The sequence below is a fragment of the Rhodococcus sp. TAF43 genome (assembly GCF_052113525.1).
Taxonomy (GTDB): domain Bacteria; phylum Actinomycetota; class Actinomycetes; order Mycobacteriales; family Mycobacteriaceae; genus Prescottella.
Map to the genome: position 1 here is coordinate 1 of NZ_JBFRDL010000022.1, position 15,221 is coordinate 15,221.

General features: G+C 69.6%; 14 protein-coding genes and 2 pseudogenes. 14 read left to right on the forward strand and 2 right to left on the reverse strand.

Features of this window, described 5'->3' with window-relative positions:
- The 4 genes from AB4Z09_RS15110 to AB4Z09_RS15125 form a co-directional block, all read left to right on the forward strand.
- A partial coding sequence (locus AB4Z09_RS15110; RefSeq protein ID WP_442240122.1) for an integrase core domain-containing protein occupies positions 1 to 94 on the forward strand: 94 nt, incomplete at its 5' end.
- A gap of 289 nt (positions 95 to 383) precedes the next feature.
- Positions 384 to 1,409, forward strand: coding sequence for an NlpC/P60 family protein (locus AB4Z09_RS15115; protein ID WP_254622557.1), 1,026 nt, complete (start codon positions 384 to 386; stop codon positions 1,407 to 1,409).
- Between the two features lie 96 nt (positions 1,410 to 1,505).
- A complete protein-coding gene (locus tag AB4Z09_RS15120) occupies positions 1,506 to 2,882 on the forward strand; it encodes a hypothetical protein (RefSeq protein ID WP_254622556.1) in 1,377 nt (458 codons plus the stop codon).
- A 37-nt stretch (positions 2,883 to 2,919) separates the two neighbouring features.
- Positions 2,920 to 4,047, forward strand: a complete 1,128-nt coding sequence (locus AB4Z09_RS15125; protein ID WP_442240095.1) for a glycosyltransferase family 4 protein — start codon at positions 2,920 to 2,922, stop codon at positions 4,045 to 4,047.
- A gap of 52 nt (positions 4,048 to 4,099) precedes the next feature.
- Here the strand turns inward: AB4Z09_RS15125 and AB4Z09_RS15130 are convergent.
- A pseudogene (locus tag AB4Z09_RS15130) lies at positions 4,100 to 5,638 on the reverse strand (AMP-dependent synthetase/ligase); the annotation flags it as partial.
- A gap of 169 nt (positions 5,639 to 5,807) precedes the next feature.
- Here AB4Z09_RS15130 and AB4Z09_RS15135 point away from each other — a divergent pair.
- The 8 genes and pseudogenes from AB4Z09_RS15135 to AB4Z09_RS15170 form a co-directional block, all read left to right on the forward strand.
- Positions 5,808 to 6,194 (forward strand): polyketide cyclase / dehydrase and lipid transport, encoded by a 387-nt coding sequence (locus AB4Z09_RS15135; protein WP_114719263.1) that lies wholly within the window; start codon positions 5,808 to 5,810, stop codon positions 6,192 to 6,194.
- An 87-nt stretch (positions 6,195 to 6,281) separates the two neighbouring features.
- The gene (locus AB4Z09_RS15140) at positions 6,282 to 6,719 is read left to right on the forward strand and encodes an SRPBCC family protein (RefSeq protein ID WP_114719264.1); all 438 of its coding nucleotides are present in this window, start codon (positions 6,282 to 6,284) and stop codon (positions 6,717 to 6,719) included.
- A 35-nt stretch (positions 6,720 to 6,754) separates the two neighbouring features.
- On the forward strand, positions 6,755 to 7,960 hold the full coding sequence (locus tag AB4Z09_RS15145; RefSeq protein WP_174914802.1) for an ArsA family ATPase: 1,206 nt from the start codon (positions 6,755 to 6,757) through the stop codon (positions 7,958 to 7,960).
- Entirely contained in the window at positions 7,957 to 8,382 is a 426-nt protein-coding gene (locus tag AB4Z09_RS15150; RefSeq protein WP_254622554.1) for a hypothetical protein, read from the forward strand. The genes AB4Z09_RS15145 and AB4Z09_RS15150 overlap by 4 nt, the downstream gene beginning before the upstream one ends.
- 44 nt (positions 8,383 to 8,426) lie before the next feature.
- Complete coding sequence (locus AB4Z09_RS15155; RefSeq protein ID WP_174914800.1) at positions 8,427 to 9,407, forward strand: ROK family protein; 981 nt, start codon at positions 8,427 to 8,429, stop codon at positions 9,405 to 9,407.
- A gap of 67 nt (positions 9,408 to 9,474) precedes the next feature.
- Positions 9,475 to 10,212 carry a lysophospholipid acyltransferase family protein gene (locus AB4Z09_RS15160; RefSeq protein ID WP_174911040.1) on the forward strand — a complete coding sequence of 246 codons (738 nt, stop codon included), beginning with the start codon at positions 9,475 to 9,477 and terminating at the stop codon, positions 10,210 to 10,212.
- Between the two features lie 57 nt (positions 10,213 to 10,269).
- Positions 10,270 to 10,905 (forward strand): SanA/YdcF family protein, encoded by a 636-nt coding sequence (locus AB4Z09_RS15165; RefSeq protein ID WP_442240123.1) that lies wholly within the window; start codon positions 10,270 to 10,272, stop codon positions 10,903 to 10,905.
- A gap of 100 nt (positions 10,906 to 11,005) precedes the next feature.
- Positions 11,006 to 11,782, forward strand: a pseudogene (locus AB4Z09_RS15170) (DUF4436 family protein); the annotation flags it as partial.
- Positions 11,783 to 11,824: 42 nt separating this feature from the next.
- Here AB4Z09_RS15170 and AB4Z09_RS15175 read toward each other — a convergent pair.
- A complete protein-coding gene (locus AB4Z09_RS15175; protein ID WP_114719267.1) occupies positions 11,825 to 13,141 on the reverse strand; it encodes a glycosyltransferase 87 family protein in 1,317 nt (438 codons plus the stop codon).
- Between the two features lie 66 nt (positions 13,142 to 13,207).
- Between AB4Z09_RS15175 and AB4Z09_RS15180 the strand changes: the two genes are divergently transcribed.
- Positions 13,208 to 13,699 carry a polyadenylate-specific 3'-exoribonuclease AS gene (locus tag AB4Z09_RS15180; RefSeq protein WP_114719268.1) on the forward strand — a complete coding sequence of 164 codons (492 nt, stop codon included), beginning with the start codon at positions 13,208 to 13,210 and terminating at the stop codon, positions 13,697 to 13,699.
- 100 nt (positions 13,700 to 13,799) lie between these two features.
- Positions 13,800 to 15,185 (forward strand): class II 3-deoxy-7-phosphoheptulonate synthase, encoded by a 1,386-nt coding sequence (locus AB4Z09_RS15185; RefSeq protein WP_114719430.1) that lies wholly within the window; start codon positions 13,800 to 13,802, stop codon positions 15,183 to 15,185.
- Positions 15,186 to 15,221 lie beyond the last annotated feature (36 nt).

Below are 15,221 nucleotides of genomic sequence, written 5' to 3' on the forward strand. Positions count from 1 at the left end.
CGCACTTGCACCCTGGCTCGAGTACTACAACACTCGACGACGCCACAGCGCACTCGGAGGACTCCCACCGATCAGCCGACTGCAACCAACCTGATGGCCAGGTACAGCTAGACGTTCGACGTGTGCAGGGCGGGTCCGACTCCGGTCGGACCCGCCCTGCACGTCTTTCGACACGTGTCGGTCCCGGGCCTTTTGTGGCTTTCGCGACGATGTACGAATTGTCCTACTCCCGGGTAGACACGGACATATGCCATTCCGTAACCTGTTCGAGACCTTACGGACCCCCTTGCAGGCCCCACCGCCGTCTGGTGGAGACGAATCCAGAAACGGAGAGTCGCGCCGCTGTGCCCTCCCAGAAGTCCTCGCAGAAGATGAAGCGTTCGATGTGTGCCGCTCTGGCGACGGGAGTGCTCTCCCTGACCCTCGTGGGACTGCCCGCCGGTTCGGCCGGCGCGGATCCGTTGGTGAGCAACCCGACCGAGGCGCTGGAGCGGCTCGCGGACCTGTCGCGCGAATCCGAACAGACCACCGAGGCGCTGCACAACGCGCAGATCGACCTCGACGGCAAGCAGGCGGCCCAGCGGGACGCGGAGGCGCGCCTGGCCGGAGATCGTGACCTGCTTGCCGCCGCCGAGTCCCGGATCGACCAGTTCCGTCCCACGGTCGGCAAGCTCGCCGCCGCCAGCTACCAGGGCGCCCGCACCAACCGGTTGTTCGCGCTGATGGTGAGCGACTCGCCGCAGCAGCTGCTCGATCAGATGTCGGCGCTCGACGCGATCTCGAACGAGACCTCGAAGGCCGTCTCCGGATTCAAGCAGGCGACCGCCGATGCGACCGCCGCGGCGGAGGCCTCGCAGGCTTCGGCCGATGCGGCGCGCGCCGCGACCGAGCAGGCCAAGCAGGTCAGCGACGAGCTCCAGAACAAGCAGAGCGAGCTGCAGAAGCAGATCGATTCGGTCACCAAGGCATTCGACCAGCTCACCGGTGCCGAGCGTGCACAGCTGGCAGGCTCGCCGTTCCCGGCCGGCGTCGACGCCGGGAGCATCCTGGCGAACCTCGGCTCGGGTACCGGATCGGCCGCGTTGCAGGCCGGACTGACCCAGGTGGGGAAGCCCTACAGCTGGGGCGCGACCGGTCCTGACGCGTACGACTGCTCCGGGCTCGTGGTGTGGGCGTACAAGCAGATCGGCAAGGTTCTGCCGCGCTCGAGTCAGGCGCAGGCCGATGGCGGTACGCCGGTCGACAAGAGTCAGCTGCAGCCCGGCGACGTGGTGTTGTTCTACAGCGACGCCTCGCACGTCGGCCTGTACGCCGGTGACGGCAACGTGCTGCACGCCTCGACGTACGGCACGCCGGTGAAGGTCGACTCCATGGCGTCGATGCCCTTCTACGGCGCTCGCCGCTACTGAGAACGCCGCCCCAACGCTCGATACACCGACACCGGATGGACCCGATACCCAGGGGTATCGGGTCCATCCGTGTCCGCGGCTCCTAGACTCTCGGACGTGCCCGATGATGATCACTCACCGAGTCCCGCGCCGCGGCGGCGTGTGCGTCGGTGGGAGTGGGTAGGTCTGGCCGGGCTGGGTGTCGCGGTGGCGCTGGTCCTCTCCCTGACGACGTTCGACCGGGGCGGTGACGAACCGGAGGCCCCGGGCCCCGCAGCGCCGGTCGGGAACCCGTACGACGACGGTCGCCGGACGGGTGCACAGGCAGTGCTGGACGAGTGGGCGCGTGCGGTGCGGACAGGGGACACGGCGGCGCTGCCGGCGTTGTTCGATCCGCAGGCGACACCGGGTTTTCTCGACTCGGAGGTCCGGCGGGCCGACAATGCTGCGCAGGTTCCCTTCTCCGAGTTCGCCTACGACATCGGGCTCGAACCGGAGACGCCGGTCCCGTCCGGGTTGGCGGACGCGCTCGGTGCCTCCGACGTGTGGGCCCCGGCGGTGTACCTGCGCTACGGGATCGCCGGCGCGGATGCCCAGTCCACCCGCAAGCCGGTCTCGCTTCTGTTGGCTCGGCATGGTGACGAGTGGAAGCTGGTGGACGATTCGCCACTGCCCGGATCGAATCGTGAAACGTGGCGCGGTCCTTGGGATTTCGGACCCGTCACGACACGGACGGTGGCCGGTGAAGAGGGGCGCCCGTCGATCGTGCTCGGTCACCCCGAGCAGTCGGCGATGATCGATTTGATCGCGGCGGACCTCGGGGACGCCGTCGCCCACGTGACCGACGTGTGGGGCGAGGACTGGTCGCGAAGGGCCGTCGTCATGGTGGCCGGCTCGCAGGAGGAGTTCTCCTCGCTGGTGGGCTCGGACCACAGCGGAGCCGACATCGCCGCGGTCGCGGTGTCCGATGCCGTGGATCATCGTTCGGGGACGGCGTCGGGGCAGCGGATCGTGTTCAGTCCGGAGGCGGCGGGACGCCTCACCGACCTGACCCGGGTCTCGGTCCTGCGGCACGAACTCACCCATGTCGCGGCCCGTCCGGCAACCGAGGACGGATCCCCCATGTGGATGCTCGAGGGCTACGCGGACTACATCGGCTACCACGGGATCGAGGCGCGATTCGGGGACCTCGCGCCCACCCTGGCGGCGGAGGTGGCGCGGACCGGTCCGCCGACGGCGCTGCCGGCGAACGAGGACTTCCGGGCCGGCGGTGACACCGCCCGCGCGGCCTACGAATCGTCCTGGTCCCTTGCGGCTTTCATCGCCGCCGAGTACGGCGAGCCGCGTCTGGACGAGCTGTACCGGCAGCTGGCCCGGGGGCCGGTCACCGCGACCGATCTCGACAGCCGGATCCGCGGCATCCTGGGCACCGGGACGGACGGGTTGGTCGATTCGTGGGCCGGCTGGATCAAGGGGCAGCTGTCCCGACCCTGACGCCCGGTGCCGGGTCGCGGGCACCTACGGTGGACGCATGCGTCGAACCCTGTTGGTGACGAATGACTTTCCTCCGCGACCTGGTGGAATCCAGTCGTACCTGCATGCCTTTGCGGCCCAGCTTCCCGCGGACGAACTGGTCGTCTACGCCCCGAGATGGCGCGGGGACAGCCACATTCGTTTCGACGCCGAGCAACCCTACGCGGTGGTGCGGCACCCGACGACGCTGATGGTGCCCACGCCGTTCGTGGCGCGGCGTGCGGCCAAGCTCGTCGAGAAGTACGAGTGCACCAGTGTGTGGTTCGGGGCGGCGGCCCCGCTGGCCCTGTTGGCGCCGACGGTCCGCCGCGCCGGTGCGCAGCGGGTGATCGCGTCCACCCACGGCCACGAGGTGGGCTGGTCCATGCTGCCCGGCGCGCGACAGGCCCTGCGCCGGATCGGGGACCACACCGACGCCGTCACCTATGTCAGCAAGTACACGCGGGGCAGGTTCGCGGCGGCATTCGGGTCGCACGCCGCGCTCGAGCACCTGCCGTCGGGCGTCGACACCGACCTGTTCCGTCCCGACCCGGCGGCGCGCGCGGAACTGCGCGCACGCTACGGGCTGGGGGATCGGCCGACGGTCCTGTGCCTGTCGCGGTTGGTTCCGCGCAAGGGGCAGGACCAGCTGATCCGCGCGCTGCCCGCGATCCGGCGGCGCATCGACGGCGCGGTCCTGGTGATCGTCGGCGGGGGGCCCGACGCCGAGCGGTTGCGGGCGCTCGCCCACGAGTGCGGCGTCGCCGAGCACGTCGTGTTCACCGGCGGCGTCCCGGCCGCGGAGCTGGCGGCGCACCACACCATCGCGGACGTCTTCGCGATGCCGTGCCGGACCCGCGGTGCCGGGCTGGACGTGGAGGGACTCGGCATCGTCTACCTCGAGGCGTCGGCCACCGGCGTGCCGGTGATCGCCGGCCGTTCCGGTGGTGCGCCGGAGACGGTCGTCGAGYACGAGACCGGGCTCGTCGTCGACGGCACGTCCGTGGACGACGTCGCGCAGTCGGTGATCTCGGTGCTCGAGGATCGGGACCGGGCCGCCGCGATGGGCGCGGCCGGGCGTGAATGGGTGAAGGCGAACTGGCGCTGGGATGTGCTGGGGGGCAAGCTGCGTCGCCTGCTGGGCTGACGCGGGCAAGAGCCGCGCACGGAAAAGTCGGGCGCCCCCCCACCCAACAGGCGGCGTCGATGGTGATCAGCGCGCCGATGAACGGCTTCTGGTCGCCGACGACGATCGCCTGGCTGATCAGCGGGTGGGCCCGCAGGTGATCCTCGAGCTGCGCGGGGGCGACGTTCTTGCCGCCGGCGGTGACGATGATCTCCTTCTTGCGGCCGGTGATGGTGATGTAGCCGGCGGAGTCGACGGTGCCCAGGTCGCCGGTGTGGAACCAGCCGTCCTCGATGGCGTCCTTCGTCGCGGCCTCGTTGCGCCAGTAGCCGGAGAACACCACCGGGCCGGACAGCAGGATCTCGCCGTCCTCGGCGATGCGAACCGAGTTGCCGGCCAACGGCTTTCCGACCGTACCGACCTTCTGGTTGCCGATCGTGTTGACGGCGAACGCGGCGGTGGTCTCGGTGAGGCCGTAGCCCTCGTAGATCGTGACGCCGATGCCGCGGAAGAAGTGGCCGAGGCGCGCGCCCAGGGGAGCGCCTCCGGAGATCGCGAGCTGGCACTTGCCGCCGAGCGCCGCCCGCAGCTTGGAGTAGACCAGCTTGTCGAACACGGCGTGCTTGATGTTGAGGATCAGGCCCGGGCCGCCGTTGTCCTTGGCCTCGCTCCACTCGACCGCGGTGGTGGCCGCCAGGTCGAAGATCTTGCCCWTGCCCTCCGAGTGCGCCTTCTGGCGGGCGGTGTTGTAGACCTTCTCGAACACGCGCGGGACGGACAGGATGAAATCGGGCTTGAAGGTGGCGAACGTCGGTACCAGGTTCGGGATGTCACTGGTGTGGCCGAGGGAGGCGCCGGCGTCGAAGGCCGCGATGCTGACTGCGCGCGCGAGGACGTGCGCGAGCGGCAAGAACATCAGGGTGCTCACGCCCGGCGTCGTCAGCAGCTTGCCGAGACTCGAATCTATGATGCCCTTGGACTCGGCGATGAGGTTCGAGTGGGTGAGCTGACAGCCCTTGGGGCGTCCGGTGGTGCCGGAGGTGTAGATGAGGGTCGCCGGATCGCTGGCCTTCAGGGCCTTCGCGCGGGCCCGTACCTCGTCGTCCGGGATGTCGGCGCCCTGCGCCGTCAGGACTGCAACCGCGCCCTCGTCGGTACCGGACGGCTCGATCTGGAGCACGGCCCGCAGATCGGGTGCGGCGGCGGCAACCTCCGCGATGGCCGTGGAGTGCTTGGCAGTCTCGACGATGAGGCCGATCGCGCCGGAGTCCTCGAGGATCCACTTGACCTGGTCGGCGGAGGAGGTCTCGTAGATCGGCACCGTGACGCCGCCCGCGCTCCAGATCGCGTAGTCGAACAGGGACCACTCGTAGCGGGTCGCGGACATCAGCGCGACGCGGTCGCCGGGCTGGACGCCGCGGGCGATCAGTCCCTTCGCGACGGCGGTCACCTGATCGGCGAACTCGCGGGCGGTGACGTCCACCCAGGACCCGCCGACCTGTCGCCGGTAGACGACGTGTCCGGGCTTGGTCGTCGAGTACTCGAAGACGGAGTCGACCGCGGATGCGTCCTCCGGGATTGTGAACGTGGCAGGAACGCTGAACTCGGGCACGACAACCTCCGACACTGCAGATACTGACGAGTAGGGTTTGCTGGTCCTCACGATAGACCGACCGAGGACAGCACGCGGCAAGGCTACCTACCTGCGGCTTGGTGGATCTTCTCCCACCCAGGTGTAGTCCAGATCACGGGGCGTGAGGGCGGTGTGTGAAGCTGTGGGAGTGAGCAGCATTCAGGTCGCCGACCAGACTTTTGTCGCCGCAGCCCCGGAGAAGGTGGCTGCCCGCGTATCCGTGCCCGCGCGCTGGCGTGCGTGGTGGCCCGACCTCGTTCTCGACGTCCGTGAGAATCGGGCGGAGAAGGGGATTCGCTGGACGGTGGCGGGTCCGCTGACCGGCACGATGGAGGTGTGGCTCGAGCAGGTCATGGACGGCACCGTCGTCCACTACTTCCTGCATGCGGAGCCGACCGGCGTGAGCCCGCAGGCGCTGGCGTCCCTCGACCTGGCCGGAATGAACCACGCCCGACGGCTCGCGGGCAAGGTGATGACGTTCGAGCTCAAGCAACAGCTCGAGGCGGGACGCGCCGCGGGTGAACCCCCGCAGTAGTGAGATTGTGAGTCCTGTCGGAAATCGTGTGAGATGGACGTGCGGTGACGCGCACGTCGCGCCGTTCTGAAAGGAAGCGTCCGAGGCATGGCCGAGAAGACCAAGAGGTCGATCACCGTCGACGCACCCGCCGAGCGGGTGATGGGTGTGATCGCCGACTTCGACGACTACCCGGCATGGGTGGAGGCCGCGAAGTCGGTCGAGGTGCTCTCGACCGGGCCCGACGGCCGCGCCGAACAGGTCCGATTCGTGCTGGACGCCGGGATGGTCAAGGACACCTACGTGCTCCGGTACCGCTGGGCGCCCGACGGGATGTCGGTGAGCTGGGAGCTGGTGTCCGGCGAGATCCAGAAGGCGCAGTTCGGGTCCTACACGCTCGAACGTGAACCCGGCGGCGGCACCAGTGTCACGTACGAACTGACGGTGGATCTGACGATCCCGATGATCGGTCTGTTCAAGCGCAAGGCGGAGAAGGTCATCACCGACACCGCGCTCAAGGAACTGAAGAAGCGGGTGGAGGGCTGAGCGCCGCCGGTTCCACCCGGGTCACCCAGGTCCGACTGTTCGTCGGCAAGGGCGGTGTCGGCAGGACGACGGTGGCGGCGGCGACGGCGGTCGCGCTCGCCGAGGCGGGACGTCGGGTCCTGCTGCTGTCCCTCGACCAGGCGCACTCGCTGTCGGATGTGCTCGACCGCCCGGTCGGGCGGAGCGAGGAGTCGCGCGTCGGACCCGGCCTCCACGCTCGCGAGATCGACACGCAGGCACTGCTCGAGGAGCGCTACCGCGGACTCGTCGCGCTGCTGGCCCTGGGTGGTGTCCACGATCACGGCGCCCAGTTCGCCGATCTGGCACCAGAGGAATTGACGGGGCTGCCTGGCGTCGAGGAGGCCCTCGGGCTCAACGAAGTGGTGCGACTGGCCGAACAGGCGCGCTGGGACGTCATCGTCGTGGACTGCCCGCCGACCGCGGACGCGCTGCGCACGTTGGCAATTCCCGGATCCGTCTCCGGATACGTGGAGCGCGTGTGGCCGCAGCACCGGCGTATCGCCGCCGCGACCTCGACCGGTGCCCGGCTGGCCTTCGTCGTCGCGATGCTCGATCGGGTGCTCGACGCGACTGCCGCGGTGGGGGACCTGCTGCAGGACCGCGACCGGACGTCGGTGCGGGTGGTGACCTGCGCCGAGCGAGTCGCGCTCGCGGAGACCCGCCGGGTCCTGTCCGCGCTGGCGCTCGCCGGGCTCCGCGTCGATGCGATTGTCGTGAACAAGACTCTGCCCCAGATGGATTCGGGTGACATGCCGGAGGAGCTCGCGAGTTGGTGCGACACCCGCCGCACCGCGGAGCGGAAGATCCTGGCCGAGTTGACGGCCACGACGGGTGAGGTGACGGTGCTGTCTGCCGACCACCTCGCGAACGAGCCGATAGGGTGGGATGCCCTCGGTGGTGTGGCACGCACGGTCTACACGGACGTGGCAGATCCGTCCGAGGTGCTCGGGGCAGACTGTGCGCCGGTGCGCGTCGCCCTCGAATCGGGTTCGGGCGACGTCGAATCGGTGTACGCGATGCGCATGCACTTGCCGCTCGTCGATCCCGGGACGTTGACGCTGGGACGAGTGGAGGACGACTTGCTGGTGGGAGCCGACGGCAGACGTCGTCGCGTGCGCCTGGCGTCGGTGCTGCGCCGCTGCGTCGTGCGCGACGCCGACTTCGACGGATCCGACCTGGTCGTGCGGTTCGTCCCCGATCCCGCAGTGTGGCCCCGGTGACCGGCGACCACGCCGAACTGGCCGCCGAACTCAAGGCGCTCGCCGAGACTGTTCTCGACCGGCTCGAGCCGATCCTGCAGAAGGCCGCGGCGGCCCGCTCCGGGGAGGGCGCAGCCGATGCCGCCGCTGCAGTCGCCGACACGGTCGGCGCGGGCACCGGCTCCCAGCCCGCTTGCAGCAGTTGCTCGTGGTGCCCGCTGTGCGCGTTGGCCGCGCTGGTGCGCGGTGAACAGCACGACCTCGTCACGCTGCTGGCAGGTCAGGGCGCCGTGCTGCTCGCCGTGCTGCGTGAGGTCCTCGACGATCACGACCGTGCCGCCACCGGTACCGCCGATGAGCCGACTGCCACTGGGCCGTCTGGGCCGTCTGGGCCGTTCACGTCGCACAAGTTCGTGCCGATCGACGTCACGATCAAGCACTAGACACGCGGTACCCGCCGCACGCACCGCCGGRCGCGGTCGGCACAATCGGCAGGGTGGAGAGCACCGAACTTCTCACCGTCGGCGTGGACGTCGGGGGTACCAGCATCCGGGCCGCGGTCGTCGATGCGAGCGGTGACGTGCTCGATACGGCGCAGGCGCCGACGCCGCACGCCGCGGATGCACTCGAGCGGGGGATCGAGCGGGCCGTCCGCGAACTTGCCGATCGGCACCGCATCGCGGCGGTGGGTCTCGCCGTCGCCGGCTTCGTCGATTCCGACCGCACCACGGTCCGATTCGCGCCGCATCTGCCGTGGGTCGATGCGCCGGTGGCCCGCACGCTGGGTCAGCGCCTCGGTCTGCCCGTCGTGCTCGAGCACGACGCGAACGCGGCCGCGTGGGCGGAATGCCGGTTCGGTGCCGCCGCCGGCGGGCGCAATGTCGTCATCGTGGCGATCGGCACCGGCATCGGCGCCGCCCTGCTGATCGACGGCAGGCTGTACCGGGGCAGCTTCGGCGTGGCCCCCGAACTCGGGCACACGCAGGTCGTTCCCGATGGCCGCCCGTGCGCGTGCGGGAAACGGGGATGCTGGGAGCGCTACTGCAGTGGCACCGCGCTGGTGGACACCGCACTCGAACTGCTCGCAGCCGACCCGTCGGCGTCGACCGTCCTGGCCCGCGCCGTCGCGGTCGATCCCGGGTCGCTGACCGGACGACGGATCGCGGCAGCGGCCTCGGACGGAGATCCGCTGGCGCTCGCGGTGTTCGCGGACTTTGCCCGCTGGCTCGGCGTGGGGCTGGCGACGGTCTCGGACGTCTTCGACCCCGACCTCATCGTGATCTGCGGCGGTGTCGGCATGTCGGCGCCGCTCTTCCTGGACGACGCCCGCGAGCACTATGCGCGCCTGACAACCGGTGCGGGTCACCGGCCGTTGGCGCGGATCCGGCACACCCTGCTCGGCGAGGCGGCCGCGATGATCGGTGCGGCGGATCTGGCGGCGGCGTGTGGCAGCGGTCCGGACTGCTGAGTACAGTCATTCCCTAGGTGGAGGCCTGGGTAGACCTGGGGGAATCGAGCTCGGACGGAAGGACGCCATGTGGTACTGGCTGTTTAAGTACGTGTTGTTGGGTCCGGTGCTGTTGCTCCTCGGGCGGCCGAAACTCGAAGGCGCCGAGAATATTCCGACCGACGGCCCGGCAATCCTCGCCAGCAACCACCAGGCGGTGCTCGACTCGTTCTTCCTTCCGCTACGAGTCAACCGCCGCATCACCTTCCTCGCGAAGAGCGAGTACTTCACCGGCACCGGGCTCAAGGGCCGCTTCCAGCGGTGGTTCTTCTCCGCCGTCGGCCAGGTCCCGATCGATCGAACCGGTGCCTCCGCCGCGCAGGACGCGCTCAACGCGGGCCTGCGCGTCCTCGGGGACGGCAAGCTCCTCGGCATCTACCCCGAGGGCACCCGCTCGCCCGACGGTCGCCTCTACAAGGGCAAGACCGGCATGGCCCGCCTCGCGCTCGAGTCCGGGGTCAAGGTCATCCCGGTCGCGATGATCGACACCGCGAAGGTCAACCCGATCGGCTCGCGCATGTGGAAGCCGGCGAAGGTCACCGTCCGCATCGGGGAGCCGATCGACTTCTCGCGCTTCGAGGGCATGGGCGGCAACCGCTTCGTCGAGCGGGCCGTCACCGACGAGGTCATGTACAAGTTGATGCGCCTGTCGGGTCAGGAATACGTCGACATCTACGCCGCGACGCTGAAGAACCCGGCCCCGGGAGCGCCCCCGGCCGAATCGGCGGCCGACGCCGCACGTGTGCCCGACACCCGCGCCGGATAGTCGCCGCCGGATGTGCCCGAACCTCGAAACTCCACAACCCTGATTCCTCGAGCCGTGTTGCGCGGCGCCTGTCTCGCAGGGGCGGGTGCGGTCGCGGTGGTGGGCCTGCCGTTCGTGTGGATCGGCGCGGCCGCGGCCGGACGAATGCACGATCCGTCCGATGCGCCGTACGCGCCGGTCGTGATCGTGCTGGGCGCGCGGGTGCGAGCCGGTCGGCCGATGAAGTTCCTCCGGGGCAGGCTGGACGCGACGGCGCGGTTGCTCGCGGACGGCAGCGCGTCCGTCGTGCTGGTCTCCGGCGACGCCCACGGGAAGTCCGGTGACGAGGTCGCGGCCATGACCGGCTATCTCGTCGCGGCCGGGGTCGACCCCGCGAGGATCGTCGAGGACCCGTACGGACTGGACACCTACGACACCTGCGTCCGCGCCGCCCGCACGTTCGGCATCCGGCGTGCTCTCGTCGTCACCCAGCGTTTCCACCTCCCGCGCACCGTCGCGTTGGGGCGTGCCGCCGGGATCGATGTCGACGGTGTCCGCGCGGGTCGGGCCGGCGGGCGACGGTCGACGCTGGTGAAGAACAAGGTCCGGGAGATGCTCGCCTATCCGAAGGCGGCGCGCGATGTCCTGACCGGCCGGGAGCCGAAAGTGTCCTCTCCGCCGGTCGATTCGGTGGCCGACGCGCTCGCCCGATAAATCCGTCCGGGTTTCCGATCGCGGTATCTTCCCACTCGTGCCCCTCGCATCGTTCCGGCGAAACCGGCCCCGGTTGTTCTGGGCGCTCGTCGTCTCCGTGATGGCCGTGTTCTACCTCGGTTCCCTCGCCGTGTACGCGTCGAGCACCGACGACCGCGACGAGGTCGTCGCGATCCACACCGACCACGACGAGGTGGCCGTGATCGTCACCCCGACGTCGCTGCACCCCGCCTCGGGCCGACTCGACGTCGAAGTCACCATCGGGCCGGGTTCCGATTTCTCCGGACCGGACGGGGAGACGCTCGCCGTACCGATCAGCCTGCATCTCGCGCCCAGCACGTCGCGCACCGAGCTGGTGTTCCCTGCCGGCGCGGTGCCGACCACGTTCGATGCTCAGCTGATGGTGCAAGGACAGGCCGGGCGGTGGCCGCTCGACCGGTTCGACGTCGCCCCTATGGTGGTCGCCGCATACACCGGCACGGGCGACGGCGTCGAGATCCACCGCAGCAGCGTCTACCTCGACGACAATGTCGAAGGCTGGACGGTCCGGTCGGACGCGGTGGGCGTCGACGAGGAGTTCGCCTCGAGCACGACGGTCCATCTCGCTAGGGGCGTGGGCACCCTCGTGTACTCGGCGATTCTGCTGCTGATGATGGCCGTGCTCGCGGCACTGGCCGCCTTCGTCGCCGTGCAGACCGCGCGACGCCGCCGACGGGTGCACACCGACATGCTCAGCTGGATGGCCGCGATGCTGTTCGCGGTCATTCCGCTGCGCGGCATCCTGCCGGGCAACCCGCCGATCGGCTCGTGGGTCGACATCGCACTGACCATGTGGGTCGTGGTGACGCTGGTCGGTTCGCTGACGGTGTACGTGCTCTGCTGGTGGCGCGATACCGCCGCGGAATCCTCGAGGGGAGCGTCAGGGGACGGTGGTCAGATGCGTGGTGCCCGCCACCGAGCCGGCCTCGCCGACGCGACGACGCCCGAGGTGGACGGCGACGGCCGCGATGACGGCGATCGCCCACCACACGTAGGACGAGGCGAGGAACTGATCCCACACGGGCCAGCCGGTTCCCTCCCAACGTCCGTGACCGAGGCGCCAGTGCGGGGCGATCACGAATATCGCCCCGCTGGCGACCACGCCGGCGCCGAGGACCAGGCTGCGCCGCCGGTACGCCTCGACGCCGACGAGCAGCAGCAGCGGGGCCACCCAGACCCAGTGGTGTGACCACGAGACGGGCGAGACCAGCAGTCCCAGCAGCGCGTTGACGAACAACGCCAGCGCCGCCGCGCCCGCAGCGAAGGCCCGCCACATCGCGACCCCTGCGAGCACGAGTGCGGCAGCGCTCAGCAGCAGCCACAGCACGCTGCGGACGGACGGGTCGAGACCGAGCCGGGCGAGGACACCGGTGATGCTCTGATTCGCGGGGTAGGCGGGTCCGCCGATCCGGCCCGAATCGAGCAGCGTGTCGGTCCAGTACTGCCACGAGTCGGCCCGCGCCACGACGAAGCCGATCGCGCCGAACCCGACGAAACTCAGCCCGGTCGTCACCGCCGCCCGGAAGTCCTTGCGGAGCAGGAAGAACAGGACGAAGACGGCGGGCGTCAGCTTGACGGCCGCGACGAACCCGATGAGCATGCCCCGCGGCCACGGCGTCTTCTTCAACAGACAGTCGGCCGCGACGAACACCATCAGCAGGATGTTCACCTGGCCGTAGTCGAGCGTCGAGTAGACCGGCTCCAACGTCAGGGCCGCTGCAGCGGCGGCCAGTGCCGTCCACACCAGAGTCGAGCGAGGCGAGATCCCGATGGACGCGAGGGTGAGCACCAGCGTCGCGAACAGGGCCACCAGCGACAGCGCCGTGAGCACCACGCCCGCCGCCTCGAGTGAGATCGCCGACATCGGACTGAACACCACGGCCGCGAGCGGCGGATACGTGAACGGCAGTCCGATTCCCGACTGGGTCGGGGGCATCGAGCCGTACAGCGGGCCACCGGCGGCGAACACCGACCCGCCGAGCCGGTAGACGTCGAGGTCGATTCGGTAGTAGAAGCCGACGTCACGCAGCCCGGGGATCCCGAACAGGTGGTACACCGCGCCGACCGCGCACGCGAGCACGATTGCGACGCGTGAGAGGACGACGACCGGCGAGCGCCGTCGGGACGTCGCCGATGGCGAGTCCGCGGCGGCAGCGGGGGACCGGTCGGCGGAGTCGGGGGTGGGGGTGTGCACCAAGCCATCCTTCTACGAACGGGGGGCGTGGTGTCGAGTGCCCCGGCGCGGGGGGCATAAGCTCCCCCGGTGCGCTACTTCTACGACTGTGAGTTCATCGAGGATGGTCGCACAATCGAGCTCGTCTCGATCGGTGTGGTTTGCGAGGACGGCCGCGAGTTCTACGCGGTGTCCACCGAGTTCGATCCCGAGCGTGCCGGCAAATGGGTGCGCCGGAACGTGCTGCCCAAGCTGCCGCCGCCGTCGTCGCCGCTGTGGAAGAGCCGTTCGCGCATCCGTGACGATCTGATGAAGTTCCTCGTGCCGCGGCCGGGCATCGAACCCGAACTGTGGGCGTGGGTCGCGGCATACGACCACGTCGCGCTCTGCCAGCTGTGGGGTGCGATGACCGAGCTGCCGTCGAACATGCCGCGCTACACGCGTGAGCTGCGTCAGCACTGGGAGATGAACGGCTGCCCGCCGCTGCCACCGGTTCCCGACGATGCGCACGACGCGCTCGCGGACGCCCGGCACAACCTCGCGAAGTTCGATGCGATCGAGGCTTTCCGCTCGGTTCGGTGACGAGAATCACCGCCTCCCGGCGGTGATCGGGTCACAGGTTGATCTTGTCGAATGGGGGCCTTCGGTTACCCGGGGTCGACGGGGCGAATATCCTGTAGTGGTGAACTGGACTGTCGACGTTCCGATCGACCGCTTGCCCGAACTTCCGCCGCTGCCCGCGGGTATGCGTGAGCAGCTCGACGCCGCGCTCGCCAAGCCGGCCGCGCAGCAGCCGCAGTGGCCCGCCGACCAGGCGTCGGCCATGCGCACCGTCCTCGAGAGCGTGCCGCCGATCACGGTGGCCAGCGAGGTCGAGGCGCTGTCGGCGAAGCTCGCAGAGGTGGCACGCGGTGAGGCCTTCCTGCTGCAGGGCGGTGACTGCGCGGAGACCTTCGCGGACAACACCGAACCRCACATCAAGGGCAACATCCGCACGCTGCTGCAGATGGCCGTCGTGCTCACCTACGGTGCGAGCCTGCCCGTCGTCAAGGTCGCGCGCATCGCCGGGCAGTACGCCAAGCCGCGCTCGTCGAACACCGACGCGCTGGGCCTGCCGTCGTACCGCGGAGACATGGTCAACTCGATCGTCGCCGACGAGTCGGTCCGGGTCCACGACCCGTCCCGTCTGGTCCGTGCGTACGCGAACGCCAGCGCGGCGATGAACCTCGTGCGTGCGCTCACCGGCGCCGGGATGGCCGATCTGCACAAGGTCCACGACTGGAACCGCGAGTTCGTGACGTCGTCGCCGGCCGGTGCCCGCTACGAGGCCCTCGCCGCCGAGATCGACCGCGGCCTGCAGTTCATGAACGCGTGCGGTGTCACCGACCCCAGCCTGCACCACGCACAGATCTTCGCCAGCCACGAGGCGCTCGTCCTCGACTACGAGCGCGCGATGTTGCGCCTCGACAACGACGACGATCACCCGAAGCTGTACGACCTGTCGGCGCACTTCCTGTGGATCGGCGACCGGACCCGCCAACTCGACGGCGCGCACATCGCGTTCGCCGAACTGCTCGCGAACCCGATCGGCCTCAAGATCGGCCCGAGCACGACCCCCGAGATGGCGGTCGAATACGTCGAGCGGCTGGACCCGACGAACAAGCCCGGCCGGCTGACGCTGATCTCGCGGATGGGCAACGGCAAGGTGCGCGACCTGCTGCCGGCGATCATCGAGAAGGTGCAGGCCACCGGTCACCAGGTGATCTGGCAGTGCGATCCGATGCACGGCAACACCCACGAGGCATCCACCGGCTACAAGACCCGCCACTTCGACCGGATCGTCGACGAGGTGCAGGGCTTCTTCGAGGTGCACAACGGTCTCGGCACCCATCCGGGCGGCATCCACGTCGAACTCACCGGTGAGAACGTCACCGAGTGCCTCGGCGGCGCCCAGGACATCTCCGACCTGGACCTGTCCGGACGCTACGAGACCGCGTGCGACCCGCGCCTGAACACCCAGCAGTCGTTGGAGCTGGCGTTCCTCGTGGCGGAGATGCTCCGCGGCTGACACCCACCGCCCGTCCTGAAGGGTCCCTTCCTGCGC

Coding starts and splice junctions, on each gene's coding strand:
- AB4Z09_RS15115 (WP_254622557.1), top strand. CDS start 384: ATGTGTGCCGCTCTGGCGACGGGAGTGCTCTCCCTGACCCTCGTGGGA.
- AB4Z09_RS15160 (WP_174911040.1), top strand. CDS start 9,475: ATGTGGTACTGGCTGTTTAAGTACGTGTTGTTGGGTCCGGTGCTGTTG.
- AB4Z09_RS15140 (WP_114719264.1), top strand. CDS start 6,282: ATGGCCGAGAAGACCAAGAGGTCGATCACCGTCGACGCACCCGCCGAG.